This is a genomic window from Pseudophaeobacter arcticus DSM 23566 (assembly GCF_000473205.1).
In the GTDB taxonomy this organism is placed as follows: Bacteria; Pseudomonadota; Alphaproteobacteria; order Rhodobacterales; family Rhodobacteraceae; genus Pseudophaeobacter; species Pseudophaeobacter arcticus.
Map to the genome: position 1 here is coordinate 1 of NZ_AXBF01000007.1, position 25,675 is coordinate 25,675.

Annotated in this window: 13 protein-coding genes and 1 pseudogene; 9 read left to right on the forward strand and 5 right to left on the reverse strand. The window is 63.1% G+C overall.

Translation table 11 applies throughout. The features are described 5' to 3' along the window. Together ARCT_RS28195 and ARCT_RS26915 are read left to right on the forward strand one after the other, a co-directional pair. Window positions 1-522 (forward strand): annotated as a pseudogene (locus ARCT_RS28195) (sel1 repeat family protein); the annotation flags it as partial. Continuing rightward, window positions 519-1,835, forward strand: a complete 1,317-nt coding sequence (locus tag ARCT_RS26915) for an SEL1-like repeat protein (RefSeq protein WP_051360512.1) — start codon at window positions 519-521, stop codon at window positions 1,833-1,835. The pseudogene ARCT_RS28195 and the gene ARCT_RS26915, both read left to right, overlap by 4 nt. A 186-nt stretch (window positions 1,836-2,021) precedes the next feature. On the opposite strand, the gene ARCT_RS0103560 is transcribed toward ARCT_RS26915, so the two are convergent. From ARCT_RS0103560 to ARCT_RS0103580, 5 genes are all read right to left on the reverse strand, one after another. Next, window positions 2,022-9,587: a DUF7933 domain-containing protein gene (locus ARCT_RS0103560; protein ID WP_027238850.1), complete on the reverse strand. Its 7,566-nt coding sequence runs from the start codon at window positions 9,585-9,587 to the stop codon at window positions 2,022-2,024. Window positions 9,588-9,995: 408 nt separating this feature from the next. Next, on the reverse strand, window positions 9,996-13,241 hold the full coding sequence (locus ARCT_RS0103565; protein ID WP_084300697.1) for an FG-GAP-like repeat-containing protein: 3,246 nt from the start codon (window positions 13,239-13,241) through the stop codon (window positions 9,996-9,998). Window positions 13,242-13,543: 302 nt separating this feature from the next. Then, window positions 13,544-14,749, reverse strand: a complete 1,206-nt coding sequence (locus tag ARCT_RS26920) for a hypothetical protein (protein WP_051360513.1) — start codon at window positions 14,747-14,749, stop codon at window positions 13,544-13,546. A 56-nt stretch (window positions 14,750-14,805) separates the two neighbouring features. Then, entirely contained in the window at window positions 14,806-15,306 is a 501-nt protein-coding gene (locus tag ARCT_RS0103575) for a hypothetical protein (RefSeq protein ID WP_027238852.1), read from the reverse strand. A gap of 257 nt (window positions 15,307-15,563) precedes the next feature. Then, window positions 15,564-16,679: a polysaccharide biosynthesis/export family protein gene (locus ARCT_RS0103580; protein ID WP_027238853.1), complete on the reverse strand. Its 1,116-nt coding sequence runs from the start codon at window positions 16,677-16,679 to the stop codon at window positions 15,564-15,566. 263 nt (window positions 16,680-16,942) lie between these two features. On the opposite strand from ARCT_RS0103580, the gene ARCT_RS25220 reads away from it, so the two are divergent. From ARCT_RS25220 to ARCT_RS0103615, 7 genes are all read left to right on the forward strand, one after another. Beyond that, on the forward strand, window positions 16,943-17,779 hold the full coding sequence (locus ARCT_RS25220; RefSeq protein ID WP_240476225.1) for an NAD-dependent epimerase/dehydratase family protein: 837 nt from the start codon (window positions 16,943-16,945) through the stop codon (window positions 17,777-17,779). Between the two features lie 31 nt (window positions 17,780-17,810). Beyond that, a complete protein-coding gene (locus ARCT_RS0103590; RefSeq protein ID WP_027238854.1) occupies window positions 17,811-18,422 on the forward strand; it encodes a sugar transferase in 612 nt (203 codons plus the stop codon). Window positions 18,423-18,486: 64 nt separating this feature from the next. Then, window positions 18,487-19,389, forward strand: a complete 903-nt coding sequence (locus ARCT_RS0103595) for a UTP--glucose-1-phosphate uridylyltransferase (protein WP_027238855.1) — start codon at window positions 18,487-18,489, stop codon at window positions 19,387-19,389. A 594-nt stretch (window positions 19,390-19,983) separates the two neighbouring features. Next, window positions 19,984-21,858 (forward strand): polysaccharide biosynthesis protein, encoded by a 1,875-nt coding sequence (locus ARCT_RS0103600; protein ID WP_027238856.1) that lies wholly within the window; start codon window positions 19,984-19,986, stop codon window positions 21,856-21,858. Between the two features lie 124 nt (window positions 21,859-21,982). Further along, the gene (locus ARCT_RS0103605) at window positions 21,983-24,223 is read left to right on the forward strand and encodes a YjbH domain-containing protein (protein WP_240476226.1); all 2,241 of its coding nucleotides are present in this window, start codon (window positions 21,983-21,985) and stop codon (window positions 24,221-24,223) included. Then, a complete protein-coding gene (locus tag ARCT_RS0103610) occupies window positions 24,220-24,948 on the forward strand; it encodes a YjbF family lipoprotein (RefSeq protein WP_051360514.1) in 729 nt (242 codons plus the stop codon). The genes ARCT_RS0103605 and ARCT_RS0103610 overlap by 4 nt, the downstream gene beginning before the upstream one ends. Before the next feature lie 146 nt (window positions 24,949-25,094). Then, on the forward strand, window positions 25,095-25,349 hold the full coding sequence (locus ARCT_RS0103615) for a hypothetical protein (protein WP_051360515.1): 255 nt from the start codon (window positions 25,095-25,097) through the stop codon (window positions 25,347-25,349). The last annotated feature ends 326 nt before the right edge of the window (window positions 25,350-25,675 follow it).

Here is a 25,675-nt window from a genome sequence, read left to right on the forward strand (position 1 = left end):
GTGATGGCCGTGGCGGAGCAGGCTGGCCAAGAGGATGAGGCTGGCCAAGATAGCCAGGACGGGCAGCAGGAACAGGGCGCCGAGGCTGTTGCAGCGGCAGGCGACTGGCTGCGCGCCCAGGCCGTAGCGGGGCTTCGCCCGGCGCAGGCGGCCTTTGGGCAGCTGCTGCTGACCCGCGGTGAGGCCGCGGCTGCAGCGCCCTGGCTGACCAAGGCCGCCGCGGCCGGGGAGGTGCAGGCCCAGCATGATCTGGGGCGGCTTTATATTCAGGGCGACGGGGTGCAGCAGGACTATGTGCAGGCGCATAAATGGCTCAATGTGGCGGCGGCGGGGGGCAGCTCTGCCGCCCTTGAGATGCGCGCCGTGGTGGCGGATCTGATGACCCCTGAACAGGTGGCCGAGGCCCAGACGCTGGCCCGGCAGTTCTTTGCGGCGGCCAAGCCCAATGTCCTGCCCAGTACAGCCCCCAATGTGGCCCCCAGTGTGGCTCCCGGTACAGCCCCCGGCGTGGTGACAGAATGACCGGGGCGGGTGGCATCGCGCAGCCCCGGCGGTTGGGGCTGTCACGGGCTCTTTTGAGGGGGGCTGCGATTATACTGGGTGCGGGCGTTTTGATCCCCGAGGCCCAGGCTCAGCAGGCAGGACAGGCTCAGCAGGCAGGACAGGCCCCGCAGGGGGAACCGGCCAAGAGTGCACAGGCGTTGCAACCGCTACGGGCCCAGGCCGAGGCCGGCAATGCCCAGGCGCAGTATCAGCTGGGCCGCTATCTGCACCGCGGCGAGACCGTGCTGCAGGACTATGCGGCGGCGGCGCAGTGGTTTCGCCGGGCGGCAGATCAGGGCGTTGTCGAGGCCCAAAGCCAGTTGGGGCAGATCTATCTCTATGGCCTGGGGGTGGCACAGGATCGCAAACAGGCCCTGCACTGGCTGCAGCTGGCCGCCCAGTCGGGCAGTGCCGAGCCGCTGTTTCAATTGGCCAATTTTCTGGAACAGGCGCCGCCGCCGCTGGCCGATCCAGCCCGGGCGGCGCGGCTGTATCAGCGGGCCGCGGATCTGGGGCATGGCGATGCCGGTGTCAGCCTTGGGGTGCTGTATCAAAACGGCATCGGGGTGGCGCAGGATCTGGACCGCGCCCGCCAGCTTTATGAGGCGCCGGCCGCAGCGGGCCATGCCCGCGCCCTGAACAATCTGGGCCTGATCTACGTGCGCGGTGAGGGGGTGGCCCAGGACTACGGGCGCGCCGCACAGCTGTTCCAGGCCGCCGCCAACCGGGGGCTGGCGGTGGCGCTGAACAATCTGGGCACGCTGTATGAAAACGGCTTTGGGGTGGCGCTGGACGAGACCCGGGCGCAGCAGCTGTACCGTCAGGCGGCAGATCTGGGCCGCGGCGGCGCGGCGCTGATCAACAGCAAACGTCCCGGTGCGCTTTATGCCGCGGATCTGGGAGCGCCGGATCTCAGCGCCGCCGGGATCGGCGCGCTGCAAAACCGGGCGCAATCGGGAGATCCGGCGGCGCAGTTCCAGCTGGCCTGGCTGATCCTGCAGCCCGAAAGCGGCGCGGGGCGCGGGGCGCAGCTGCAGGCGGTGCAGCTGCTGCAGGCGGCGGCTCAGGCGGGGCAGGCGGCGGCGATGGGCAATCTGGCGCTGCTCTATGTGGAAGGCCGGCTGCTGCCGCAGGACTATATGTTGGCCTATATGTGGCTGGTGCTGGCCATTGCCGCCGGTCAGCCCGAGGCCCCGGCGCTGGCCGCCAGCCTGGCGGCGCAGATCCCGGCGGCGCAGATCCTGGAGGCGCAGCAGCGCGCCCAAAGCTGGAGCAGCACGGCACAGCGCTGAGGCCGGGCACAGAGGTTGGGCACAGAGATCTGGTCCTGACTTTGGGCGGGCCTGGCTTGGGGGTCTGGCACTGGGGTCTGACTTGGGGGTCTGGCACTGGGCCCGGACTGTCACGCTGAGAGCGATCCAAATGAAACAGCCGCGCCTGATCAGGCGCGGCTGTTTTATGTCTGTCTGCGGCGGCGATCAGAAGTCGAGGCGCAGCCCATGTTCGATCTTGAAGGCGTCAGAGCTGGGCATCGACAGGCGGGTGACAATGGAGCCGCGCTCATTGGCAAAGCGCCGCTCGCGGTGGAAATCAACGCTCACCCGGTCGGTTTCATCGACATTTTCATAGTCGATCTCAAAGCTGTAGCTCAGCCCGGTCATCGGGTTAAAGACCTCGCGGCTAAAGCTCAGCCCCAGGCCACAGCCCAGACTGCTGTCATAAGAGGACATCTCGCAGATCACCCGGGGGGTCAGCGACATCTGGGCAAAGACAGAGCGCGGATCATCACCCTGCTGGCTGCCCAGCCCGGCGATCTCCACCTCGGCAAAGAAGCGGCCGCCGTTGTAATTGGGGATATCAATGCTGCCGGTGCTGGTCAGTCCCAGTTGGGTCGCGGTGACATCGGCATCCCCGGCCAGCGCATAGGCCAGATCCAGCCCGACCCGTGGGATGATCAGCAGCTTGTCCCGCTGATGCCGCCCCGACAGGGCGACCCCGGCATAGGCCGCGGCATAGTCATAGCTGCCATCCGCCTGGATGGTGCCGCCCGCATTGGCAAAGCTGAGATCAAAGCGGTGATGACCAAAGCCGCCGGCGGCGTAGTAATCCAGGAACAGGCCTGTGCCGAGCTGCCGGGCACCATAAAGGCCACCATTGACGCCAAAGCCGTGGATCGCACCATCTGCCAGCCCGGTCACATTGGTCCGGCTGAGATAGCCGCCCCAGAATCTGCCGCGCAGATCACTTTCTGACAGGAAGCGCTCGCGCTGGCGAGAGAACTGGACCAGCGCCTGGGTGCCGATGTTCTCCGTGCGGGTCAGGCTAAAGCTGCCCGCCAGGATATCCCGGCTGCCGGTGCCACAATTGTAGACATCATAGCCAAAGGTGCCGTCGCTGCCGCCGGTGCCGCCCTGGGTGTTGATGCTGCCATCCACGTCAAAGCTGGCCAGAGTGCCACAGCCCAGCCCGGCTTCACCCGCCTGCAGCCGCGCCAGCGCCCCCTTGGCGATGCCGCTGAAGTGACGCTGCTGGCTGCCCAGGGTGTCTTCAAGATCGTTTTTCAGGATCTCGGTCAGCGGCGCGCGGATCTGGTCGATCAGATCATCCGTCACGGTGACCTGCGCCAGGGTGAGGCCAAAGCCGTTAAACGAGGTATCGGCGGAGGTCACCGTGACCGTGGGCTGACAGCTGTGCGGCCCCTCGACAATGGCGTCGTCGATGGCGGTGATGGTCAGGACCTGGGCGCTGGCGTAAGTGACGCTGGTAAAGGTCGCCTGGGCTGGCGAGACACTACACTGGGCATCGCCGGCAAAGCTCAGCAAGACATCCTGGGTCGGCTGACCCATCAACACAAAGGACATCGAGGCGGTATCGCTGCCGCCCTCGGCGGCGGTGAGATCGGTATTGGTCACCGCAATGGTGGCAAAGTCATCATCATTGATGGTGGCAGCGCCGCTCAGGTCCGCGGTGGTGGCCGAAAGCGCCACCCCGGGGCTTGCCGTGGTCACAGCGGTGAGGGTCAGGGTGATGGTCTCAGCCCCCTCGATCAGCCCGTCTTCGAGCACCGGCAGATCAACCTGGGCCGTGGTGTCGCCGGCCAGGATGGTGACGCTGCCGCTGGGCGCGGTGTAATCGCTGCCCGAGGTGGCGGTGCCGGTCAGGCTGTAGCTGATGACGCTGTCCTGGGCGGTGGCCAGGCTCTGGCTGATGGTAAAGCCGGCGCTGTCGGGGATGGCGCCATTGGCCTCGGCGCCATTGTCGCTGGCGCTGACGCTGACCTCGATCACCTGGCAATTGGTCATCGGGATATTGTTGGCCAGCACATCCGGGTCGCCCGCCTCGATCACAAAGGTATCATAGAAACTGGGGTTGGCGGCCAGCGAGCCAGAGGCCAGAACCCCGGTGGAGCCCACTTCGGTCGAGCCCAGAACCGCCGGGTTGGCCGGCAGGAGTGAGGTCACATCCAGGGTGCCGGACGACAGGCGCGTGGTGCTGGCAACCCCGGTCGAGGGGTAGCTGTAGGCGACGCTATAGCTGCCGGGCACCAGGGCGAACCACTGGTATTCCCCGGTGGAGCCATCGCGTACGATATTGATGTTGTTGGAGATCCCGACCGTGCTGTTGGAGCCACTCGGGCCGGTGACGGTGATCCCGCCGCCGGACAGAATACGGCCATCGTCTTCGCAGTAGAAATAGCCCTGCGGATCATAATCGGCGCTGTCGACAATACCGTCGCCATCGCGGTCAGCAGAGCTGCTTTCCAGGTAATCGGGGACGCCATCGCCATCCGCATCGGCGGGCGGGGTGGGATCGGGGGTGCCGGTCAGATCCGCCGCAACGGTGAGACTATTGCTGTCCAGGTTGCCATTGCCAATGCCATCCTGCGCACTGCCGGCGGGCAGCGAGATGGTGATGGTGCCATCGTGATCCGGGGTCACGGTAAAGCTGTAGGTGGTACCGCTGCCGGTCAGCGCCGAGGCGCTGCCGCCGTCGATCACAAAGGCGGTATCGACCAGGCCGGTCACCGCTTTGCCAAACACAAGATCAACGCTAAAGGCGCTGCTTTGGGCCGTTGTCGGGCCGCTCAGGGTGGCGCTGGCCTGGCTGGTGTCCTTGCTGGTGGTATCGGTGGCGGCGGTGCCCGCCTGGCTGGCGCTGTCGGTCAGGATGACTGCAAGCGTCAGCGTGCCATCGCCCAGCCCGGAGACATCAATACCGGTGATCTGATCGCTGGCACTGGCAATGGTGCCGCTGCCGGTGACATCCGTGCCGCCGCCATCCGAAGAGATGGTATAGGCGTATTGGCTGCCAACCTCGGCGCTGGCAAAGGTAAAGCTGAGCGCGGTTTCAGTGCTGAGAGTGACCGGATCCTGATCAAAGCTGGCGCTGTAGCCGCTGGGCGCATTGAGATCCAGGGTCAAACTGGTGCTGGCCTGGTCCACCGGATTGCCAACGCTGTCGCTGGCATCCGCCGTCAGGCTGAGAGCGCCATCGCTGAGGGTGCTCAGGTCCACCACCAGGCTCCAGGTATTGCTGCTGACATTTGCGCTGCCAGAGACGCTGGCCGTGGCGCTGTCGGTGACAATGACGCTGACGCTGCGGCCGTCTTCCAGACCAGAGGCGCTGCCGGAAATGGTCAGCGCACCGGCCTCTGTGGCGGCAACGATGTTATCGCCGGCCAGGGGGCTGTCAAAGCTGACAGAGGGTTTGTCGGTGTCCAGGGTGAGGCTGGCGCTGGCCTGTGGCGTTGGCGTGCCTGCCGCATCCGAGACATCGGCGGTCAGGCTCAGCGGGCCATCGCTGAGACCGCTGAGGTCAATGGCCAGGGTCCAGACGCCAGCGTTGACACTGGCGCTGCCACTGGCCGTGCCACTGGCGCTGTCGGTCACGGTGACGCTGACGCTGCGGCCGGTTTCGATCAATGTGGTGGTGCCGGAGATGGGGGTGGCGGGGGCCTCGACGGCATTGACGATATCATCGCCGGCCAGCGGGCTGTCAAAACTCAGTGTTGGCAGCTTGAGGCTGGCTGAGGCGGGGCCGGAATTGCCCAGGCTGGAGGTCAGATCGCCGGTGGTATTGACCAGGGTGCCGCTGGTGCTGGCGATGACATCAACGCTGAGACCACAGCCGCTGCTGGCTGCAACAGCGCCGCCGGTATAGCTGATGGTGCCACTGCCGGCCAGGGCGGTCAGGCTGCCACCGCTGCAGGTGACACTGGCATTTGCCGGGCTGGCCACCACCATGCCGGCGGGCAGGGTATCGGTGAAATCCAGCGCCGTGGCTTCGATCAGGGCGCTGCTGTTGTCGATGGCAAAGCTGAGCGTGGTGCTTACCCCCAGGGTGGCGCTGCTGCTGGTAAAGCTTTTGGTAAAACCGGGCAGCGGTGCGGCGCTGACGGTCAGGCTCTGTGTTGCGGTCCCGGAATTGCCCAGGCTGGAGGTCAGATCGCCGGTGGTATTGACCAGGGTGCCAACCGCGGTCGCACGCAGATCCAGGGAGATGGTACAGCTGGCGCCGGCAGCGACGCTGCCGCCGGTATATGAGATCACCGACCCGCCCGGCACAGCCGTGGCGGTGCCCCCCGTACAGGTGACACCGGCATTGGGCGTTGGCGCCACCACCAGACCTGCGGGCAGGGTATTGCTGACATCCAGACTGCTGGCCGCCAGGGCAGAGGCGCTGTTGTCGATGGTAAAGGTGGCGGTGGTGACCCCGCCCTGGGCAATGGGTGCAGGTGACAGGGCCTGGGCAAAGCCCGGTGCCGGCTCCACCGAAAAACTGCCCGTGGCGCCACTGGCGGCAAAGCTGCCGCCGGCAGAGAGGTCGCCGGAGGTACTGCTGTAGCTGCCGGAGGAGGCCGAGCCGGGCAGGGAGACGGTCAGCGCGATGGTGCAGCTGGCACTGGGGGCCAGCTCGCCCCCAGTCAGCGTAATCAGGCCAGTGCCCGAAACGCTGGAGCCGCTGCCACACAGATCGCTGCCAGTGCCTGCGCTGACCACAAGGCCGCTCAGCACCGCATCCAGATCATCGCTAAAGCGCAGCGCGGTGAGGCTGGCGCTGGGGTCGGTATTGGTAATCACATAGGTCAGCGTGGTGCTGCCGCCTGCCGCCAGGGCCGGATCGGCAAAGCTCTTGCTGAAGCTGGGCAGGGAGGTGCTGGAGACGGTGAGATTGGCCGCGGCCACAGTGCCGCTGACAGCTATGCCACTGCTCATACCGCTGGGCGTTCCGGTGGCACCGACATAGGTATTGGCGCTGGCGCCTGCGGGAACCACCTGGGTGATATCAAAACTACAGCTGGCTCCCGCCGCCAGAGTACCACCGCTAAAGCTGAGGGTCGAGGTGCCGCTGAGGGCAGAGCCTGTGCCGCAGATATTCGACAGGGCGCCGGCACTGGAGGTCAAGCCAGAGAGCTGCGCATCCAGATCATCGGAGAACACAATGCTGTCGATGGCATGGCTGCTGCTCAGATTGGTGAGGGTATATTGTGTGGTGACCGTATCACCCGGCGCTGTTGCTGTGGTGGCATAGGATTTGACCAGCGAGAGCGCCGCGCCTTGCACTGTCAGCGTGTCGTTCATGGTCGGCAGGGTCACGGAGGTGCCGTTCAGCGTGCCGGTGACATTGGAACTGATCAAGGCATAAGACCCATCCGAGGCCCCGGCGGGCACCAGCAGATCAACGGAAAAGACGCAGCTGCCATTGGCAGGGACTTCGATCGACGAAAACAGGCCAGAGGTTGTACCGCTGGCGCTGCCGCTGCCGCCACAGAACCCTCCGGCGGGCAGCGAGGCCGGAACGATAGCCAGCGAGGACAGGGCAGAGGAGTAGGACTCGGTGAAAAACACCGAAGTATAGCCCAGGGTCGGATCCGGATTGGTCAGCGTATAGGTCAGGGTGATGGTTTCACCAGGCAGGGCGGCGCTGGGAACAAGGCTCTTGGAGACTTCCAGAGGCGCGCCTTCCAGAACCTGCAGGCTGTCGCTGCTGGCGGGCACCACCAGGGATTCGCCACCGGCGGTGCCGGTCAGGGTGCTGGTGGTATTGCTATAGGTGCCGTTGGAGACGCTGCCGGGGATCGACACGGTGGTCACCAGGCTACAGCTGGCACCGGGGGCCAATGTGCCGCCGGTGTAGTTCAGCAGGGTATCGCCGGCAGAGAGTGCCGCGCTGCCGCCGCAGCTGTTGCTGGTAATGGCAAGGGTGGCGCCGGACAGAAAGCTGCTCAGATCATCGCTGAAGGCCAGACCAGTGGCGGTATTGGGGGATTCCGCCGCGCTGGTGATGGTAAAGGTCAGGGTTGCGGTATCTCCCGCTCCCACACGGTCTTCGCTGAAATTCTGGACAAAGGTGAGATTGGCGCCGCCCTCAACCTGCAGGGTATCGCTGGCAGCAGGGCCGCTGACACCGCTGCCGCCCATGACAGCGGTCAGCAGGCTGGTGCTGCCCGCATAGTCGCCGGGTGTCGTCTCGGCAGGGATCTGCAGCACCAGCGGGATGGTACAGCTGGCCCCTGTCGCCAAGGCCCCCCCAGAGAAGGTCAGGATCACGGGGCTCGCGCTGGTCTGGCTCATGGTGCCGCCACAGACCGAGCCTGTGCCACTGGCGATGGTCAGCCCGGAGAGGTCATCAAAGCTCTCGGAAAAGCCGATGGCGCTGGCGGCCTCGGTGGTGCTGCTGTTGGTCAGGGCGTATTCAAGAGTGACGGTGTCGCCGGGGGCCACCGGATCGGTGGTATAGGATTTTGTCAGGCTGGGCGCGGTCAGATCCGGGTCGGCGATTGTCAGGCTGCTGCTGGCGCTGGGGCCGGTATAGGGCGTGCCGCCATAATTTGCCGTCACCGCACTGGTGGTATTGTTATAAGAACCGGGCGTGGCGCCGCCGGGCACCGTCAGGGTGACATCAAAGCTACAGCTGCTGCGCGCCGCCAGGGTGCCGCCTGACAGGATCAGGGTGGAGCTGCCGCTGAGGCTGGAGCCGCTGCCACAGGGATCGGTTGGCAGGCTGCTGGCCACCAGGCCGGTCAACATCGCGTCCAGATCATCGCTCAGCGCGATATCGGTGGCGCTGTCAACCGTGTCCAGATTGGTCAGATCAAATGTCAAGGTGACGCTGCCACCTGGGGCGACCTGGCTGAGATCAAAGCTTTTCAGCAGATCCAGCCCGGCTGTTGGCGGCGCCGGAACGGTCAGGGTCACAGCAGCGGTTTCGCTGGTCGTGCCGGGAATATTGTTGCTAAAGGTAACGCTGTTGCTGAGGACATAGCTGCCGCTGGTGACGGCCTGCAGCCCCAGGGTCACACGGCAGGTGCCGCTGGCTTCAAAGGTAGGACCGGCAAAATCAATGGTGCCAGCCTCGCTATCCAGATCCACGGTGCCGCCACAGTCTGTGGTCGCCTGCAGCGGGCTGCTGAAGGTCAGCCCGGCAGGCAGGGTCTCACTAAACGAGGGCGTGGTGTAGTAAAAGAAATCCAGGCTCGGCGAGCCGGGATTGGGGGCCACCGTGACGGTCATGTCATAGGTCAGCACGGTTGTATTGCCCCGTGTGACGGTGCTCTGGCTCAGGGATTTGCTGAAATTGGCGGCGGCGGCATTGACCGTCAGATTATCTGTGGCGGTGCCGCTATTGCCCAGATCAGAGGTCAGATCACCACTGGTAAAGACATGGGTGCCCACCGTGCTGGAGGTGACAGGCAAGGCAACCAGACAGCTGGACCCATTGCCCAGACGTCCGCCGCTGAAGCTGATGCTGGTGCCGCCGGCTGTGGCCGTCAGATTGCTGTTGCTGCAGGTATTGCTTTGGCTGCCGGCGGCAATGGTGACCCCTGTGGGCAGGGTGCCGCTAAAGGCCAGATCCTGCGCCGGGGAGCCGCTGTTATTGCTGATGGTGAAACTCAGCGTCGTCACATTGCCAGAGTTCATCGCGTCCGGAGAAAACTGCGCCGAGAAGCTGGGCACCGCAGGGCTGGCCATGGACAGGCCTGGCAACACAATGAGACCCCAGGCAAGAAGCAGATGTGAAAAGCGGCGCAGCAGATCGGTCATGGGTAATCCCGGAAATATGAGAGGTCTTCAAAATGCACGTTCCCCCTGCACGCGGCAGCTTACAGGGTTGCGGCAACCTAGGGCGGTGGCGCGCCCGGCAGCAATGGCGCATTTTCAAAAGAGAAAGTTTTTCGACAACTGTCGCAGATTGGCCAGTTTCCGCTGATGGCGCCAGTAAAAACCGCTCTGGTTGCGTAATATGCGCAGAAATTGCCCCCCAAAAGGGGCCTTCCTACAGCCGCCAGCACCGGCAAGATGCGGTCAAAATACGGCGCGGCGCCCCTCTGCGGCGGGCTATGTGACCCAGGGTATTTGAGCCGGATTATTTGACCCAGGGTATTTAAACCCCGGGCCTTTTACAGGCGGGCGTCTACAGGCGGGCGTCGCGCGCGGTTCCTTTTGGGCCCCTCACTCTGCCGGCTGGCGGCGAATGTGATAAAGCTGCCCCGGCAACAGCGGCCCCTGCAGGTGGGCCTCGGCCCCATCGGGCCAGCGGATGTGCAGCCCCTGGGCCGCGCCGCTCTGGCCGAGGCCAAAATGGACGCGCGCCGCATCAAAGCTCATGAAGCCGCCGCCGAGCTGGATCTCGCGGGTCTGGGTGGCCCCCATGTCCGATCCCGGCGCCATTTCCAGGGTGACACGGGCGCCAATGGCGGCGCGGTTGCCCCGCTGATCTTCCAGCTGCACCGCCAGCCCCGGCTGCTGGCCATTGTTGCGCCACAGGGTCAGCGGGCCATTGACCGGATGCGCCAGCAGATCAAGATCGCCATCGCCATCCATATCAAACTGGGTGGCGGAGGCGGTCATCAGGTAATCCTCCAGCCCCATCTCGCCCGAGGCCTCGCGGAAGCTGCCGTCGCCCGTGTTGTGAAAGAACAGATTGGAGGGCGAGACCTCATTGGGCACCCAGGTGCCATTGACAATATAGAGATCCTGCCAGCCGTCCTGGTCAAAATCCGCCACCTTGGTGTCCCAGCTCCAGCCGCCGACCTCAAGCCCGCGGGCCGCCGCCGTATCCGCATAGGCCGTGCCCTGCCAGTCCAGCAGCACATTGGCCCGCAGGATCTGCGGATGGCTGAGGGCAATTTCTTCGGCCAGGGGGGGACGGCTGGGTTTGAAATGCACATCACAATAGGCGCGCGGCACCACCTGCGACGCCGGGATCAGCGTACAGAGGCTGGCGTCGCGCTTTTGAATGGCCAGATCCTTGATCAGCATCGCCTTGCACACCTCCCGGTTGCGATCTGTCAGCGTCTGGCAGCGCCCGGCATAAGAAGGATCAAATCTGTTGCCGGATTTGTACCAGTCCTTGATCGCCATGTTCTGCTGGCAGGTGGCGCGGGCCTGGGTGTCCTGGATGGCATCGCAATAGAGCGCCAGCGGCTGCATCTTCAGCCGCTTGGAGACCCCGGAGGAGCGCCCGGCAATCTGTGCCAGATAGATCTCGGAGCGCCCATCATTAAACAGGTCCGCCACCTTGACCGCCATGGTGGTGGTGGTGGTATGGGGGATCAGCCCCTCGGGCTGGGTCACCATCTGCAAGCCCCCGGCGCCATCGCCGCGGTAAAAGTAATCGGGGATGTCAAAATCATTGCCGACAATCAGATCCTGGGCGCCGTCACCGTCAAAATCGCTGAACAGCAGCGACAGGGTCTCGCCGGGAATACCGGGCAGGTCGCGAAAGCTCTGACCGCTCAGCGCCCCATCCGGGTTAAACACCACCCGGTTGCGCGATTCCTCGCCCGGAATGCGCCGGTACCAGCCCGCCGCCCAGTTGCCGAGGCCAAGATCGAGATAGCCATCGCCATCCAGATCGGCAAAGCTCAGCGCCATGGAAAGCGGTGTCTCGGCCTGGTTTTGCACCGGGCTGAGCGGCGTGGCGCCAAAGGCACCGGCATGGTTGCGCCACCAGAAATTGCCCTTGAGGTAGCTGGCCAGGAACAGATCCAGCCAGCCGTCATTGTCGATATCCACCAGCACCGCATTAAACACATGCAGATCCGCCAGCGGCCCAAGATCCAGATCCACCCGGGAAAACTGCCCCTGGCCGTCGTTGGTATAAAGATACAGCCCCGCCTCGGTGGAGGCCACGGCCAGGTCGATGTCGCCATCGCCGTCGATATCGCCCGAGGACAGGCTGCGCCCCTCCCAGAAGGGCGGCCACATATCGCGCATGGAGAATTCCAGCGGTTTATCAATGCCAAATTCACTGGCCTCGGCGCGGGTGAACAGGGTTTTAGCTGCCGCTGAGCGCGGCGCAAAAGCCGTGGCGGTGATCTGGATCGCCGCCGCATCCTCGCTGGTCACCTGCGGCAGCGCAGCCGCCTCCAGGCCTGCGGCATCCAGGGTTGCCGCCTGGGCGGCGCTCCAGAACAGGCTGTCTGCCGGGGCGGGCTGAACCGCCTGTGGTGCCGCGCTTTGCAACAGCATCTCCAGGGCGCGCTGGCTTTGCCAGTTGTGATAGCTCTGCGCCCCGGCGCCGGCCAGAATGCCAAGGCTGGCAATGGCCGCCGCCAGCAGGGCGGCGGTGCGCAGCCCCAGCATCTGGTGGATGATAAAGAAGGAATAGATCGAAAAACTGCCCAGGGTCATCAACAGCGCCATGACATAGCCCTGCGCCAGCCCGCTGGCGATCAACACCCCACACATCACCACGTCAAAGCCGATCGGCACCGGCATGAACAGCCCCACCAGGGCCACCAGCAGCAGCACCCCCAGGCCAAAGGGCAGGGTGGTAATCATCGCCGAGGGCAGCAATGTGCCCACCAGGGCGCCGAGGAATCCCGCCGCCAGCATCAGCGGCACTGTCATCCGCACAATATACCAAAGATTGCTCAGATAGGCCTTGATCACCTCCCAGAAGGCGCGGATCAGCCCTTCGCGGTGGATGTCACCCGCTTTCAGATTGCCCGTCTCCAGATTACCTGCCGCCAGTTCGGCGGCGCTCCAGCTTGGCGGCACCGATCCGGTGACCTCTGCCTGTTGCGGATTCTCTGACGGGTCGGCGGAGGGCAGCAGGCGGCAGATCAGCGGCACCACCGCGAGGATGATCACCAGCGACAGCGCCACCTTGATCACCACCATATAAAACGGCACCAGCGCCAGCAGCATGGTCAGCACCACAAAGTTCAAACTGGGCGAGGCCACCATGGCCGACAGCGCCGTCTCGGCCCGCATCCCCGAGGCATAAAGCCCGCGGCCAATCGGCGCGGCGCAATTGGCACAGACCCCCAGGGGGGCACCGAGAAACAGCCCCAGCACGGAATTGGCAAAGCCGCCCTGCAGGCTGCGGCGGCGCAGATAGCCAAGTGTTGTCATAAAGCCGGCGGCAAAGAGGATGCCAAATGTCATCCCCTTCTTATTGGTATTGATCCAGTTCAGGGTTGAATAAAACACCCTCTCCGGGATGCTCATCGCCTCGGTCAGCGGGTATTTTGCCTCAAAGCTCAGCGGGTCTTCCAGCTGGATTGCCCCCGACATCATCAGCTTTTCATTCAGCGCCGGATAGCGCGAGCCGGTCCAGAACAGCACACAGAGCAGAGCCAGAAGCAGCAGCATCAGGACAAAGCGGGTGCCAAAACGAATGCCAAGCTGCCTGTGCAGCGCCGCGATGACCCCCCGGTCAGAGGTGTCAGGCTGGGGATTTGCGCTCATGGGATCTCTCTTTGATGTTCATCGTTGCGGATGGCGGCGGCATGCAACCACGCCGCGATCTGTACCTGTGCTTATGCCTGTGCCGCCAAGGCTAAAGCCCACAAGAGCCGGTGCCAAGCGACGACTTGAGCCGCGGTGCGAAACGCGCGCTTTTGAAGGCGCGCGCGGGGGATTGGGGGGTATCCCGGGTCTGGCGCCCTGCCCAAAGCAGACAGGAGGCCAGAAGGACAGGGGAGGACACCGGGCACAAAGGAGGGGGCGCCCTGCTTGTGTACCCGGATCAAGCCTGCTTCAGGCTCAGATCAGCCCTCGTTCAGGCGGGTTTCCAGCTCTGAAATCCGGGTGTTCAGCTGTTCGATATAGATATGTGCGGTTTCCAGCTCGTTCAGCATCCGCAGCATCTTTTGCGAGATATTGACCGGGATGGTCGGGCCGGTCGGACCAACCGCTGGCAGGTGTTTGTTGGCCCACATATCGGCGGCGTGATCCTCGATCGAGGGCACCTGATAGATCTCGGGGTCAAAGACCGCGTCACAGGGGTCGGCCGCAGTACAGACGCCGCCACCGCCGGTGGTGATCAGATGGCCGGGAATAGTGACATTGCCGGCCTGGTCCAGCAGCAATTCGGCATCGCCGGTGCCATCAAAAGACAGACGGAAGGTGCCGCCACCCAGGACCATTTTCAAATCGGGACCGGGGTCACTGCTGTCAGACATGATCAACGAGGTGGTCCCAGCATTGGAAACCGTGAGCGTGCCGCCCGTCGTCCCGTTGCCGGTGACATTCAGATTGCCGCCCGTCGAGACGCCAGCGGTGACATTAATATCGCCGCTTGCCACATTAATATCGCCGCTTGCGATATGCAGTTTGGCATTGGGGGATGCGGTGCCCAGGCCGATCTCCCCAGTCGACTCGATAAAGAGCGCATTGGATGGCGCCGAAGGCTGGATCCTAAGGGGCATGCGGCTGCCATTGGTGGCATCGCGCACAAAGAAATTGGCCTCGTTGCTGGCGATATCCCAGGTCTGCGGGGTAAAGCCGGAGGAGCCGTCCTGCTCAAGACGCAGGGTTGGGGAATCCCCATCCACCACATGCAGCTCGACCACCGGAGTGCTGGTGCCAAAGCCAATGCGGCCGCCGTCATCCGTATAGAGCGAATGCGACGGTGCATTGGCTTCGATGGTAAAGGGGGTGCGACCGCCATCGATATCATCGATGGAGAACTTGTCCTGCCCGCCGTTTGCCGTCTCGTTGAAGGTCAGCTGCCAGTCACGGCTTGGGAAACTGCCGGAATTGGAGGTATCCATGGCGCGGATCCGCAGGTTGTTTTCCTTCAGGCGGAGGGTGTCAAAGCCAAAGCTTTCGCCATTGGTGCAATCGAACCCGACGCAGAGGCTGTTTTGCACGATCAGGTCGTCAGTGATGACCTGATCCGCCTGCGCCACCCCGGCCATCAGACCCAGAGAGCTAACGCCTGCAATCAGGCTCCGCTGAAATGAAACTGTCATGATAATTCCTTTTATGCACCGCAGGTGTCCCTGCCTGTCGACTATTGGGGGAGGGTTCAGTCTTCGCGGATCTCTTCCGGGATGATGATCACCCCGCGAGACACCGTGAAGAACCCGGTCATATAAAACGCCTTGGCCTTGGAGCTGGGGGTCTCCCCCCGGCCATTGTCGATTGGATTGACGATTTCAACCATCTCCTGCGTGGCGGCTTTTAACTCGTATCGGTAAATACCATCCTGCACCTCTCCCCGGTTCAATTCATAAACGGGGGTGCCGGAGGCGGCAAAGACCTCGGTGACTTTGCCATTTGGGGCGGCAACAACCAGCGTCGCATTGCTGAGGCCGGACCAGTTTTCAAACCAGACCGCGTTTGAATTGCTCTGCTGCACCGGATCCACGGTCATGGCCGTCGCCGCCAGGGGCAGCAGAACCAGACCAAGCAACAGGCCAAGCCCCCGACCAAGAAGCGGGCCAAATGTCGCCCCCAGCCGGGCCGTCAGTTTGCGGGCCAGTCTGTAATCCTGACTGTAATCCGGGGATCTTACTGAATAGGACATCGTCAAAAGGGCCTTATCTGGAACATGGTAAAGCGCTTCAGCTGAGGTCTCTCGACCAGGTCGCGCCGCAGGATCTGACTAAACTGGCGCGATATTAGAGGAAAACGCGCAAAATCTTAAGCAATTTCTTGCCGTTTGTTGCCGCCGGAGACGTTTTCCCTTGTCCTGTTCCCTTGTCCTGCGACCGCGCCGAGGCTCCGAGGCCGGATCGGACCGCCATGTCAGCGCCCTGTCAGGGCCTGCCATGGCCCTGCGGATCACAGAAGACCGGCGCGACTGAAGACGCCAAAGAAGTTACCGATGATATTGGAGATGGTGAGCGCATCATTGATCGGCGATTCTGTTGCAATCACCAGATCTCCGGGGTTGATCTGGAACTGGCGGGCCGAAAACAGCCCATCAGCCGAGGTCAGGTCCAGAGTAAAGACCACCCGGGTCTGGCGCGGACCGCGCACCCCCGGTGCCACGGCCTCGGGGCCATATTCGCGCAGCACCAAAAGCCCCTGCGGATCGGCACGCCCGTCCTGAAAACCGCCAGAGATCGACATCGCGTCCATCGCCGAAAGCTCATCCTTGCTGAAGATATGCAGATCTTCCTTGCCGGTGGCACCAAAGGAGAGGAAATAGCGCTCATCCTCTTCGACAAAGACCCGGTCGCCGCCGCGCAGCAGGGTATCAAGCTGCGGATGGTTCAGCAGATTATCCACCGAGGTGCCATAGATGGTGCGGCCCCGGACCAGACGGATCTGCGGGTTGTTGAGATGGGGGCCAATGCCGCCGCCCATCGAGATCAGCCCCATCACCGAAAAGTTGCGGTTGGGCATCGGATAGGTGCCGGGATTGGCAACGCCACTGACCAGATCAACCGAGTTGTTGCGCCCCTCGGCCATATCCAGCTGCAGCTGGGCCGAGGGCACAATCGACTCCAGCTCGTCCTGCAGTTTTTCCCGCGCCAGATCCGGCGTCATCCCCAGCACGTTCACATTGCCCACATAGGGCATGAAGATGGTGCCATTGGCCGCCACCCGGACGTCCTGCAGCTGCACCATCTTTTGTTCAACCGAGGTGAGCAGGGAATTATCGCTGCTGTCCCAGATCCGCAGCGTCAGCTTGTCGCCGGGCTGGATGATCTGGGTCTTGGCGCCATTGCTGGCGCCGAGCCAGTTCAGCCGCTCCTGCTTGCCTGTGGCCGGCCACTGCGCCACCGTTGGCAAAAAGGCGCGATTGACGGAATACAGCGCAAAATTTGCATCCAGATCCGCAGACTGCCTGACGATGTCTTCGCTGGCAGGGCCGCCACTGGGCAACCGCCCGCAGGCCGCTGGCAACAAAAACAGGCTGGCAGCAGCGAACAGAAGAATAGACAGGCGCATGGAGGCTCTTTTCAGGAATGGTCTTGATTTTTGCTGACCGCAAGATACTGGGCTTGCACGGCGCGTCAACAGCACGGCGCGTTTCACGCAAACAGAGGCGATATATGGGCTTTCCGGTCACAGTTGTTCTAGGGGCCTCGGGGCGGATCGGCACAGTGCTGCGCCACTGCTGGCCCGGGATTGTCTCCCCCTCCCATATCCCGGCCCAAATCCAGGCCCAAATCTTCTGGCAAAGCCGCCGCGGGCTCGGAGCGCTGCCGACAGTGCAGCCGACAGTCCAGCCGATAGCGCAGCCCGCACCTGCCGCAGCCTGCCTGCTGGATCCCCTGGCCGAGCCTCAGCGCCTGACAGAGCTGCTCTGCGGCGCCGAGGTGGTGCTCTGTCTGGCTGGCAGTGTTCCGGGGCGCGGCACCGATCTGGGCGATAACAGCCGCCTGGCCACAGCTGCGGTGCAGGCGGCGGCGGGGGCGGCGGACCTGTCAGGAGCGCCTGCCGCCCGGGTGCTGCTCGCCTCTTCGGCGGCGGTCTATGGCAATCAGCCGGGGCTGCTCGGCGAAGACAGCCCGCTCAAACCCGCCAATGCCTATGGGGTCGCCAAGGTCGAGATGGAGCACCAGGCGCGGGCCCTGGGGCAGCAGCTGGGCGTGCCGGTCACCGCGCTGCGCATCGGCAATATCGCCGGGCTGGATGCGATCCTGGGCGGATGGCAGCCGGGGTTTTGCCTGGATCAGTTTGCCGATGGCCGCAGCCCCCGGCGCAGCTATATCGGCCCCCAGACCCTGGCCCGGATATTGGCCGCACTGGTGGCCGCCGCCGACCTGCCTCCGGCGCTGAACCTGGCCCAGCCCGTGCCGCTGGAAATGGCGGCGCTGCTGCGCGCCGCCGATCTGCCCTTTGCCTGGCGCCCGGCGCCGGGGGCGGCCATTGCCGAGGTCGAGCTGGATCTGCGCCGCCTGCAGCATGTGCTGCGCGGCAGCGCCGCGCTGGCCCCGGCCGAGGCGCCGCAGATTCTGGCAGAATGGACCAAGATAGAGCCTGTTTTGACAGCCGGACCGCATCACTCTACAGATCAGAAACCCCCCAAGGAGCCCCACAGCTGATGACTTGGTACACACAAATGACTTGGTACAAATGACCTGGCACAAACGTCTTTTTGATCTGTTTTTTGTCTCCCTGCTGATTGTGATCCTGGGGCCAATCCTGCTGATGATCCTGATCTGGCTGCTGTGCAAAGAGGGCCGCCCGGTGTTTTACCTGGCCGAGCGCATGACCACGCCGACCCGCAGTTTCCAGCTGTGGAAGCTGCGCACCATGACGGTGGTCGCCGAGGACGCCGGGGTCTCGGGCGGCGACAAGAGCGCCCGCATCACCCAGACCGGCGCCTGGCTGCGCGCCAAGCGGCTGGATGAATTTCCGCAGCTGTGGAACATTCTCAAAGGCGATCTCTCCTTTGTTGGCCCGCGCCCGCCGCTGCGCCACTATGTCGAGGCCAACCCCGAGATCTACGCCCAGGTGCTGAAATCACGCCCCGGCGTCACCGGGCTGGCCTCGATTGCCTATCACAAACACGAGGCCCGCCTGTTGGCCCGCTGCAGCACCGCGGCAGAAACCGATGCGGTCTATTCCCGGATCTGCATCCCCGCCAAGGCGCGGCTGGATCTGATCTACCAGCGGCATCAGAACATGTGCTTTGATTTTGATCTGGTGTTTCAGACCATAGGAAATCTCTTCCGGCGCGGCTAAGGTGCAGGGCAGCAAAAACGGCGTCACCAGTCGTGTTTCACTCTTTCATGTTTCAGGATTTCCGATGCGCAAAAAAGTAACAAAAGCGATTTTCCCGGTTGCAGGTCTGGGGACCCGGTTCCTGCCCGCGACCAAATCGGTGCCCAAGGAAATCATGACCCTGGTGGACCGCCCCCTGGTGCAATACGCCATCGACGAGGCCCGGGCGGCGGGCATCAAGGAATTCATCTTTGTCACCTCGCGCGGCAAGGGGGCGCTGGAGGATTATTTTGATCACGCCCCGGTGCTGGAACAGGAGCTGCGCAAAAAGGGCAAGGATGACCTGCTGGGGATCCTCAAGGACACCTATATGGACAGCGGCGCCATCGCCTATATCCGCCAGCACAAGGCCCTGGGGCTGGGCCATGCGGTCTGGTGCGCCCGCCGCCTGATTGCCAATGAACCCTTTGCCGTGATCCTGCCCGACGATGTCATTGCGGCGGAAAAACCCTGCCTGCAGCAGATGGTCGAAGCCTATGAGGAGATCGGCGGCAATATGGTCGCCACCATGGAGGTGGCGCCCGCGCAGACCGCCTCTTATGGGGTGCTGGATCCCTGCGACGGCGCGCAGATGTCCGGCGCGGTGGTTGCCGCCCGCGGCATGGTGGAAAAGCCCAACCCCGCCGAGGCGCCGTCAAACCTGGCGGTGATCGGCCGCTACATCCTGGCGCCTTCGGTGCTGCGCAATCTCAACAAGATGAAATCGGGCGCCGGCGGCGAGATCCAGCTCACCGATGCCATCGCCGAGGATATCGCCGCCCAGGTGCCCACCCATGGCTTTCGCTTCAAGGGCGAGCGCTTTGACTGCGGTTCCAAGGCGGGGTTCTTGCAGGCAACGGTCTCCTTTGCCCTGTCGCGCCCCGAGCTGCGCGACGATCTGATGCAGCACCTCAACAAGGTCACCCAGCTGGATCAAGCCGCCGAGTAGCACCCCGGCAACACCCGAGCACCCCCCCGGTCGCAGCAGGCAGAAAAGCGCCAAGCGCCAAAGACCACAAAAGAAACGTAATCTTTACAGAAAATACACGTCCAGGTGGTGATTTTTTGGCGCTTTTCTTTGCCCAGAACCCAGTTTCATGCTAGGAAATTCCATGTGAATGCCCCCAGGGGAACAGCTATCGACTTCAGGATTATACCCCCTGAACGGCAGCCTGTCCCGCAACCTGTGACGCACATAATGTTTTGTTATGAAAGACTATTCATGACCAAAGACCGGCCCGTTCAGCGACCAGCCCGTTTTGCAAACCGGCCACGCCCCTGAATTTACCCTGCGAAACGGATCTGTGAAACGGGCCTGAATTCAAACGCCCTCTATTTACTGGCAAACCCGTCAATATAGGGGAATGGTTGTAAAAGGGGATGGTTGCAAAAGGGGGGCGGTTGTAAAAAAGGACTCACTTTAAACAAAAAGGACCCAGTTAAAAATGGCTCCGAGTCTCAAAAGAGGCTCTGGCTCCCTTACACAAATGTCAGTAAACCGCGCGCAGCGGTATGAGAGGCCAAAAAATTGGGCAGTCCGGGGATGTTAGATTTGATTAGTGCGCTCTCGCGCAAGCAGAAATCCTATGTCTTTCTGGCGGTTGACCTGGCTCTGATACCGCTGGCGCTGCTCTTTACCCTGATCATGCAGCCGCCGCCCGTCGCGGCAGTGCAGAGCCTGGTGGCGCTGCTGCCGGTGCTGCCCTATGTGATGGCCGTCATGGCTCTGGCCTCGATCTGGCTGGGCCTGCCCATGGTCCAGCTCAACGCCTATGAGCGCCACGCCGTGGGGTTGACGGCTGCGGTGGCCGGGCTGACCGCCAGCGCCCTGGCGCTGCTGACCCTGCTGTTTGGCCCCGCGTTCTCGCTTGGGACTTATGTGATTTTTGCCACCAGCCTGGTGCTGTTCATGATGGGCACACGGGCCCTGCTGCACCAGATCGTGCTGATGATCTACCGCCGCGCAACGCCGCGCTGCAGGGTGCTGATCTATGGCGCCGGCACCACCGGCACCCAGCTGGCCCAGGCGCTGAAATCCCATGATGGCATTGATCCCGTGGCCTTTGTCGATGACAACAGCTCGCTGCAGGGGATGACCCTGGTGGGGCTGCAGGTCTTTGCCCCCGCCCGCATTCAGGACCTGGTGGCCAGCCGTCAGATCAACCGGGTGCTGCTGGCCATGCCGTCGCAAAGCCAGCCGAAACAGGCGCAGGTCATCCGGCGGCTGCAGCGTCTCGGGCTGGAGGTGCAGGCGCTGCCCTCCTTTGCCCAGCTGATTGGCGAAGAGGCCCTGGTCGACAAGCTGACCCTGGTGCCGCCACAGAAATTCCTCGGCCGCCAAACCCGCAGCCTGCCAATGTCCGAGGCCAGCAGCTCCTATGCCGACCGGGTGGTGCTGATTTCCGGCGCCGGTGGCTCCATCGGATCCGAACTCTGCCGCCAGGTGCTGCTGTGCCGTCCAACCAAGCTGATCCTTTTTGAGCTCAGCGAGCTGGCGCTCTATACTGTGCACCAGGAACTGGCAGAGCTGGCGCAGGAGAGCGGCGTTACACTGGTGCCGGTTCTGGGATCGGTCACCGATCCGCGCCAGGTCCGCCGCGTCCTGGGAACCCATGGGGTGCAGGTGGTGCTGCATGCTGCCGCCTATAAACACGTCCCCCTGGTTGAGGCCAATCCGCTGCCGGGGCTGGCCAATAATGTCTTTGGCACCCAGAATCTGGCCCAGGCTTCGGCGCAGGCCGGGGTGGAGCGTTTTATCCTGATTTCCTCGGACAAGGCGGTGCGCCCGACCAATGTGATGGGCGCCTCCAAACGCATGGCCGAGCTGTTGTTGCAGGATCTGGCGCAGCGCAACAGCGCCACCATCTTCACCATGGTGCGCTTTGGCAATGTGCTGGGCTCTTCCGGCTCCGTGGTGCCACTGTTTCAGGAGCAAATCAGCCGGGGCGGGCCGGTGACGGTGACCGATCCAAGGGTGAAACGCTATTTCATGACCATCTCCGAGGCGGTGCAGCTGGTACTGCAGGCCGGCGCCGAAGCTCTGGGTGGTGAGGTCTTTGTGCTCGACATGGGAGAGCCGGTGTCGATCCTGCAGCTGGCGCGCCAGGTGATCGAAAGCGCCGGCTACTCCCTGCGCGACGCGGAGAACCCCGAGGGCGAAATCGAAGTTGAGATCATTGGCCTGCGCCCCGGCGAAAAACTGGAAGAGGAGCTCACCCTGACGGAGGAGCTGATCACCACCCGGCACGCCAAAATTTTCTGCGCCCGCGAGGCCACCCTGTCGGAGATCGAAGTGGCCACCTTTATGCGGGGCCTGCGCACCGCGGTGGCGGCCGGCGACGAGCCGGCAGCGCGGCAGCTGCTGCACCGCTGGGTCGAGGGCTATGGCCATCAGGACACAGACCGGAAAACTTCCTGAGGCAAAGCCGCCAAGGCGGTGCGCCCGCGTTGATCCCCAGGGGGGATCTGTGTTCTAACCGCTGCAACACTCGTAGAAAATGCGACAGGTGTATCACCCGACCGGCAAAGGCAGTTTCAATTCCGTGACCCGCAGCTCTTCTCTTCCGTTCAGGATCGCCCTGATCAGCGCTGCTGTTCTGGTCTTTGTGGCCAGTTTGCTTTTTGCAGCCGGTGCAACCCTGGCCTGGGGTCCCGATATCACCCGTACCGTGCAAGACCCCGAACCCGGCAGCCTCGAAGCCGCGCCGCGGTTCAAGCCGCTGCCGCCGCCCGCGCTGAATTTCTATGGCACCCCGGGCCTGATCGACACGCCCTCTGCTGAGATGCTGCCAGATGGCACCTATGCGGTGAGCTATTCTTTCTTTGGCGGCCAGAGCCGCTACAACATCACCTTTCAGGCGCTGCCCTGGCTCTCGGCCAGCTTTCGCTACAATGGCATCCGCAATCTGAATCTTTTTGGCTTTTCAACCTATTATGACCGGGGCTTTGATGTGCGCGCCCGGCTCTGGCGCGAGGGCAAATACCTGCCCGAGGTGACCATGGGGCTGCAGGATTTTGCCGGCACAGGCGTCTATGCGGCGGAATATTTTGTCGCCACCAAACGCTTTCAGACCCCGGCGCTGTCGCGCCGCAGCGGCGCGGGCCAGCTGAAGATCTCCGCCGGTCTGGGCTGGGGGCGGCTGGGTTCTTATGGCGCCATTGGCAATATTGGCGGGGTGCGTCCCAGTTTTGTCGGCGGCGGCACCGGCGGTTCGCTATCTTATGACCAGTGGTTTCGCGGCGATTTCGCCCCCTTTGGCGGCATTGAGTGGCAGCCCAATGAGCGCCTCAGCCTGAAGGCGGAATATTCCACCGATGCCTATCGGACCGAGACCCAGACCTCGAATGTCTTTGAGCGCAAATCCTCGCTGAACTTTGGCGTCGAATATCAATACAGCGACCGCACCCGCCTGGGCGCCTATTACCTCTATGGGTCGGAAATTGGCTTTAGCGCCCAGTTCCAGCTCAACCCCAGACAGCCGATGACCGCGATGGTGGTGCCCGCCGCGCAGCCGATCATTCCGCGCAGCCACTGGGCCCGCACGGAGGCCAACTGGAACCAGAACTGGCCCGCCAGCACCCAGCAGACCACGGTGTTTCGCGATCAGGTGGCCGAGGCGCTGAAAAAGGACGGGCTGATCCTCGAGGCGATCACCTTTGACGCCACCGAGGTGGAGCTGCGCTATCGCAACCCGCGTTATCAGTCGGATATGCAGGCGGTGGGCCGGGTGGCCCGGATCATGACCGCAACCCTGCCGGCCTCGGTTGAGACCTTCCGCATCACCCCGGTGCGCAACGGCCTTGGCTTGTCGACGGTGATCATCCGCCGCTCGGATCTTGAGGCGCAGGAATTTGCCGCCCAGTCCAGCGCGGGCATCAATGCGGTGACCGGCATAACCGCAGCCCGCCCCCTGGCCGAGGATGCGGTGTTTTCAAATGAGCTTTACCCGGCGTTTTCCAGCAATTTTTCCCCCTATACCAAACCCTCCTATTTTGACCCGGCGCGGCCCTTTCGGATTGATGCCGGCCTCGATCTGACCGCCAGCTATGCCCCGGCGCCCGGCTGGTTGATTGGCGGCGCCCTGCGCCAGCGCCTGGCGGGCAATATCAGCAACAGCCGCGCGTCAAACTCGGTGCTGCCCCATGTGCGCACCGATATTTCGCAATATGCGCAATATGGCACCACCCTGGAAAATCTCTATGTGACCCGCCACTGGAAACCCGGCCGGGATCTCTATGCCCGCGCCAGCGCAGGGATCTTTGAGTCCATGTTTGGCGGCGTTTCCGGAGAGGTCTTGTGGAAGCCGGTGAACAGCCCGCTGGCCCTGGGGGTCGAGGCCAACTACGTGGTCCAGCGGGACTATGACCAGCGCCTGTCCTTTCGCGACTACAAGACCTTTACCGGCCATGCCTCGCTCTATTACGAATTGGGCAGCAACTATCAGCTGCAACTGGATGCCGGGCGCTATCTGGCCGGGGATTATGGCGGCACCTTCAGCCTGGACCGGGTGTTCAACAATGGCTGGATGGTGGGGGCCTTCTTTACCCTCACCGATGTCTCCGCCGCAGAGTTTGGCGAAGGCTCCTTTGACAAAGGCTTTCGCTTTCGCATTCCGCTGGCCTGGATGCTGGGCAAGCCCAACCGCCGCGGCTTTGGTCTGACCATTCGCCCCACCCAGCGGGATGGTGGCCAGCGGGTGGCGGTGCCGGGACGGCTCTATGGCTCCATCCGCGAGGCCCATCAGATCCGCCTGAACGATCAACACGTGAGGTTCTGGGAATGACTCCGGCCCTCTCCCGCACAGGCCTGCATCTGCGCGCCGCCCTGATCCCCCTGACGCTGATGATCCTGACCACCCTGGCCGGCTGCAGCAGAGGCCCCGACGAGGCCAGCGGTGCGATTGAGCTAGGCCGCGCCATCCGGGCCCTGGTTGCGGAACGCCGGGCCGGCGATCCCGCGCCGCTGCAGATCAACCGGGCCTTTATCGAGCAATTCCAGCAGCCTCACCTGGAAATCCATGTGGAAAAACCCGGCCTGACCGGCTATCTGGGGCTGGTGCTGACCCGGCAGGATGATCTGCCCGGTGAGATCACCACCTGGAGCGCCGCCGACAACAGCGCCCTGAGCTTTCGCAATGGCATGTTGATCGCCACCCGCGGTCTGGGCGGCAATCTGATCTCCGCCAGCGTACCGGTGCAAAACGGCATTGCCGGACCGGCCCATGGCGGCCAGCGACGCTATTATCTGCGCAGTGGCAACAACCAGGAACGGGCTGTCACCCTGGCCTGCGAGATCACCGACCTGGGGCCCGAGCCGCTGGAAATCTACGCCCGGTTCTACAATACCCGACATCTGCAGGAACACTGCGAAGGCCCGGTGCAAAGCGGGCGCAGAACCGTGGTCCTGAATGACTACTGGGTTGATTCCCAAAATCAAAAGGTCTGGAAGTCACGGCAATGGGCCGGCCCGGAGATCGGGTATCTGCGCATTCGTGACCTCTCGAACTAGGCGTTTGTGCCACAGAGTGAGAATTTTCACGCTAATTTTCGCTTAAAAACTATTCGTCAAGCACTTCACGACTATGCCTTGCGTTGAAATTGGACTCCAGCCCGCATAGAGTGGCCACAACTAAAATTCCAAAGGAGATTTGGATTATGAAAGAGATTCTTGCAGCCCTGCTTTTGACCGCAGCAACCACCACAGCCGCCTTTGCAGTGGACACCGATGATACCACCGCAATTGACCCGACTGTTACCAATGCCGCAGGCGCAGGCGGCGGGTTTGGCACAGGTATCGCCGGCGGTACTGCCGGTGCTGCAGCCATTGGCGTTGCCGTGATCACCATTGCCATCACCAACGAAGACGGCACCACCGGTACAACCACCACCACAACTGCAATCAGCAAGTAACTCTGGCGGTTTCCGGATCTGACTGCGCTCCCGCCCAGTGACCCCTCAAAGGTCTGGAACCGGGGCTTTGGTTTGGGTCGAGATATTCAAAAGGCGGGCCTCTTGCAGGTCCGCCTTTTGCTGTCTTCTGTCAGCGTCACACAGGAGAGGACAGCCTCTTGCAAACTGCGGCCCAGAAGCGTCAGCCGCTTGGGCCCTGAAACATGCGGGATCTCGCCGGCGCGCCGCTGACGACAGGTACAGCTCTGGCGCTGCCCGTCTCCTGCTTTATGCTACAGGCAAGGGCTTTGGACCTGGCGGCGGTGACACTGGCCAATGCGATTGAA

Bases quoted from the DNA above. Each gene is read 5' to 3' on its own strand.
- ARCT_RS26915 (WP_051360512.1), top strand. From the start codon at position 519: ATGACCGGGGCGGGTGGCATCGCGCAGCCCCGGCGGTTGGGGCTGTCA.
- ARCT_RS0103560 (WP_027238850.1), bottom strand. From the start codon at position 9,587: ATGACCGATCTGCTGCGCCGCTTTTCACATCTGCTTCTTGCCTGGGGT.
- ARCT_RS0103565 (WP_084300697.1), bottom strand. From the start codon at position 13,241: ATGAGCGCAAATCCCCAGCCTGACACCTCTGACCGGGGGGTCATCGCG.
- ARCT_RS26920 (WP_051360513.1), bottom strand. From the start codon at position 14,749: ATGACAGTTTCATTTCAGCGGAGCCTGATTGCAGGCGTTAGCTCTCTG.
- ARCT_RS0103575 (WP_027238852.1), bottom strand. From the start codon at position 15,306: ATGTCCTATTCAGTAAGATCCCCGGATTACAGTCAGGATTACAGACTG.
- ARCT_RS0103580 (WP_027238853.1), bottom strand. From the start codon at position 16,679: ATGCGCCTGTCTATTCTTCTGTTCGCTGCTGCCAGCCTGTTTTTGTTG.
- ARCT_RS0103590 (WP_027238854.1), top strand. From the start codon at position 17,811: ATGACCTGGCACAAACGTCTTTTTGATCTGTTTTTTGTCTCCCTGCTG.
- ARCT_RS0103595 (WP_027238855.1), top strand. From the start codon at position 18,487: ATGCGCAAAAAAGTAACAAAAGCGATTTTCCCGGTTGCAGGTCTGGGG.
- ARCT_RS0103600 (WP_027238856.1), top strand. From the start codon at position 19,984: ATGTTAGATTTGATTAGTGCGCTCTCGCGCAAGCAGAAATCCTATGTC.
- ARCT_RS0103610 (WP_051360514.1), top strand. From the start codon at position 24,220: ATGACTCCGGCCCTCTCCCGCACAGGCCTGCATCTGCGCGCCGCCCTG.
- ARCT_RS0103615 (WP_051360515.1), top strand. From the start codon at position 25,095: ATGAAAGAGATTCTTGCAGCCCTGCTTTTGACCGCAGCAACCACCACA.